The following is a 4,085-nucleotide window of genomic DNA, read 5'->3' as shown; positions in this document are numbered from 1 at the left end:
AAACAAAGAAGAAAACAAAGAAGAAAACAAAGAAGAAAACAAAGAAGAAAACAAAGAAGAAAACAAAGAAGAAAACAAAGAAGAAAACAAAGAAGAAAACAAAGAAGAAAACAAATAAAGAAAAAATATGGATAATCAAAACAAAGAAGAAAATAATTTTTGGATAGCCTATGCTGATTTAATGGCTGGTTTGCTTTTTGTTTTTATTCTTTTAATTGGTGCTATTGTAGTAAAATACGTTTTAACCCAAAGCGACTTACAAGAAATTAAAAAGAATTTAAACAAACAAGAGCAACATCTTAAAAGAAGCGAAGAAGAATTAAAAAATAAAGAAGATATCGTTTTTAAATTAAGCAAAGAGTTAAGTAAAACTTCCGATGCAATAAATCTCATCAATCAACAAAAAGCAGAACTTGAGGCAAATATAACAAATTATCAACAATTAAGCAAAGAGTTAAATTCTACCTTAGATAGTAAAGATAAACAAATTCTAATATTATTAGGCCAACTTGAAAAAAAAGATGAAGAATTTCAAAATTTAAAACAAGACTTTGAAGAAGCTAAAATAAAAGTTCAAAATTTAAATTTTATAAAAGAAAATTTAAGCAAACAACTTCAATCAAAACTCGATTCTAATATCACTATAAATGAAAAAACTGGAGCAATTATATTGCCAGCAGAAATTTTATTTGATAGAGACTCTTATATATTAAAAAATGAAGCAAAATCAAATCTTAAAAAAATACTTAATGAATATTTTAATGCAATATTAAATGATCCCTCTATTTTAAATAATATAGAAAATATCATTATAGAAGGACATTCAGATAGCGATGGATCTTATATTTATAATTTAGATTTATCTCAAAAAAGAGCCTATGAAGTAATGAGTTTTATCTATACTTTTAATAAAGACCCAAGATTGCAAAAACTTTTGATGGCAAGTGGAAGATCGTTTTCTGATCCTATAATTAAAAATGGCATAGAAGATAAAGAACTAAGCCGTAGGATAGAAATTAAATTTAGCATTAAAAATGATAATGCTCTTAAAGAAGTTGAAAAGTTCTTTGAATATAAATAGTCCTATAGAAAAAATTTCTTTTTGTAATTTTAATTTTTATATAAAACGCGATGATTTATTAGGGGAAATTAACGGCAATAAAGCAAGAAAACTTTATCATTATCTTTTAAAAAAATATCCTAAAAATCAACGTTTTATTAGTTTTGGAAGCTCCCAAAGCAATGCTTTGCTTGCCCTTAGTATATTTTGCAGACAAAATAACTATCAACTTTTTTTTGTTTGTGAAAAACTCTCTTCTTTTTTGGAGCAAAATCCTCACGGAAATTATGCTTTAGCCTTAAAAAATAAGGCTACAATTATACAAAATATAGATTTTTCCCATCGTAGAGAAAAAGCTCTCTCCTTAAAACAAGAAAAAGATATTTTTATCGAAGAAGGAGTTGCAAATAAAGAAGCAGAAGCTGGTTTTATACATCTTGCAAAAGAAATTGATCAACAAAGCAGAAGTTTAAATTTAGATTTTGATATATTTTTACCTTCTGGAACCGGAACATCTGCAGCTTTTTTAGCAAAACATAGCAAATCAAAGGTTTTTACCTGTGCTTGCGTTGGAGATGAAATATATTTGAAAAAACAAATTTTAACCCTTGATCCTTATTATGATTTTTCTAATTTATATATACTAAAACTTCCTAAAAAATATCATTTTGCTAAACCTTATTTAGAATTTTATAAGCTTTATTTAATGCTAAAACAAGAATGCAATATTGAATTTGATTTACTTTATGATATGTTAGGCATAAAAACACTTATGTATTATCAAACTACTTTTAAAAAACCTATCTTATATATACACCAAGGTGGGATTATCGGTAATGAAAGTATGTTAGAAAGATATAAGAGAAAATTTGCACATTTGTAATTTTTTTTAATTTAAATTGATATTTATTTTATATAATTTTAATTAAAAAAATAAAAGTTGCATTATGGGTAAAATTAAAAAGTCTATCAAAAAAGCTGTGGCATTGGGTTATAAAAAAGATCAGCAAAATGCTCCAAAAGTTCTAGCAAGTGGAAAAGGTGAAAGTGCATCTAAAATTATTTCTCTTGCTAAAGAACACGGAGTGCCCATAAAAGAAGATGAAGATTTAATAGAAATTTTAAGCAAACTTGATTTAGGTGATGAAATCCCTCCTAATATGTATAAAGCAGTAGCTGAAGTGTTTGCTTTTATTTATCAAATGGTCAATGAAACACCTGCGGAAAAAAAACATAATTAAATTAATTTACAAATAATAAACAATAAATTCCATCAAAATAAGAAATTAATCTAAAATATTGCATCTTAACTATAAAATAAAATAATAAATATTAAAAATCTAAATTATATACTCAATTTATAAAATTAGCTATATTTTGACCAAATTTAATATTTTGATTTTCTTGAATTTTGAAATTTAAAAATCCTTTTTGAGCTATTATAACAATAGTAGAGCCTAACTCAAAATTTCCTAACTCTTCCCCTTTTGTTATTTTTAAATTATGATATGTTGTAGTAAAATTATCATACTTGTTTGTATTTGTTTGTATATTAGAATCAAAATTAAAACGCATTTTTCCAACGTTTTGCGCTCCAACGAAAATAAGCCAAAAGATAAAATTATTTTCACTTTTACATTTTAAACATACTCTTTCATTTTCACTATAAAGATTTGGAATTCTTTTTAAATATTTTTCATTTACACTATAAAGTTTTCCTCGAGTATAAATAGCACTTAAAATTTCTAAATTACAAGGAGCGTGATAGCGATGATAATCTTTTGGAGAAAGGTAAATATTAATACAATCAAGTCCATTTTCAAGCTCTTTTAATTCAAAATTATCTCTTATAAGAGCGTTAATGCTATAAATTTTCCCTTTAATACTAAAAGACAAAAATTCATCCTTTTTTTGACAAAAAGAATTTGTAATTTGTATGATTTTTCCATCACAAGGCGCTATAAAATCATCTTCTAATTTTCTTGAAATTTCTAGGCTTCTTGTAAAAAGTGCATTTAAACTTTCATAATCACGTGCTTGCTTAAATTCGCTCATATCAATTTTAAAATATTTTATATAAGCTTTATTTATTAATATTTGCAATGGTTTGAAAAATTTAATCCTAGCTATAAGTCCAAAAATTCTTGAACTTTGATTAGAAAAACTCATTTCTTTCCTTTTAATTCTAATAATACTATTTCACTTGGAGCAAAAACTCTTAAGCTAGGACCCCAAAATCCAGCTCCACTACTTACATAAAGTTTTGTTTTTTCATTTAAATAGTACAAACCATACAAAAACCCTTGATTTAATTTTACAGCAATTCCAAAAGGGAAAATTTGTCCAGCATGAGTGTGCCCACTTAAAATAAGATCAAAATCTCTCACATCATAAAGTAATGCTGTTTTTGGCTGATGGGTTAATAAAATACTTGGCTTATCTTTGCTTAAATCTTTTTTAACCTTATCTAAATCTGGACCATAAACACCTTGTTTTAAGCCCATCAAATCACCTATTCCAGCAATGTTAATGATCCCTAAATCTATATTTTTATTTAATAAAATTTGCATATTTGTATTTTCATTTAAAAGTTGCAAAACCTTATTGACATTATGATAATACTCGTGATTTCCTAAAACATAGAAAGTTCCAAATTTCGATTTAAATTCATTTAATATATTTATATAATTTTTTAAATACATAACATCAGTATCAACCAAATCTCCTACTATTACAACCAAATCGGGTTCTAAGGCATTAGTCTTTATGATAAGTTTTTCTAAAAAATTCTTATGAAGATTTTTTCCTAAATGGATATCAGTAAGCATAGCTATTTTTAAATCTTGTTTTAGATTATCAATATAAATTTGTTCCTTTTTAACATTAGGAATTTTAAGAGCATTATTTATACTTATATATATTAAAAATCCTCCAAAAATTAATATAAAAATTTCAAAAATAATGCGTAGAAATTTATATGATATAGAATAATTTTTCCCAAAAAAAATACAGATAAATTTTATAA

Annotated in this window: 5 protein-coding genes; 3 read left to right on the top strand and 2 right to left on the bottom strand. The window is 24.9% G+C overall.

Annotated features, from left to right (window positions below):
• Positions 1-127 precede the first annotated feature (127 nt).
• The 3 genes from JG677_RS07320 (at position 128) to JG677_RS07310 (ending at position 2,301) form a co-directional block, all read left to right on the top strand.
• Entirely contained in the window at positions 128-1,081 is a 954-nt protein-coding gene (locus JG677_RS07320) for an OmpA family protein (protein ID WP_200169432.1), read from the top strand.
• Positions 1,068-1,943, top strand: coding sequence for a pyridoxal-phosphate dependent enzyme (locus tag JG677_RS07315; RefSeq protein WP_234126322.1), 876 nt, complete (start codon positions 1,068-1,070; stop codon positions 1,941-1,943). Before JG677_RS07320 ends, JG677_RS07315 begins: the two co-directional genes overlap by 14 nt.
• 64 nt (positions 1,944-2,007) lie before the next feature.
• The gene (locus JG677_RS07310) at positions 2,008-2,301 is read left to right on the top strand and encodes a FlhB-like flagellar biosynthesis protein (protein ID WP_200169431.1); all 294 of its coding nucleotides are present in this window, start codon (positions 2,008-2,010) and stop codon (positions 2,299-2,301) included.
• A gap of 112 nt (positions 2,302-2,413) precedes the next feature.
• On the opposite strand, the gene JG677_RS07305 is transcribed toward JG677_RS07310, so the two are convergent.
• Together JG677_RS07305 and JG677_RS07300 are read right to left on the bottom strand one after the other, a co-directional pair.
• A complete protein-coding gene (locus JG677_RS07305) occupies positions 2,414-3,229 on the bottom strand; it encodes a phosphatidylserine decarboxylase (protein WP_200285989.1) in 816 nt (271 codons plus the stop codon).
• Positions 3,226-4,085: metallophosphoesterase (locus tag JG677_RS07300; protein ID WP_200285987.1), on the bottom strand; the 860-nt coding region annotated here is incomplete at its 5' end. The genes JG677_RS07300 and JG677_RS07305, both read right to left, overlap by 4 nt.

It is taken from the genome of Campylobacter sp. TTU-622, from assembly GCF_016598965.1.
Taxonomy (GTDB): domain Bacteria; phylum Campylobacterota; class Campylobacteria; order Campylobacterales; family Campylobacteraceae; genus Campylobacter_D.
This window is presented reverse-complemented; position numbering and strand designations above follow the sequence as displayed.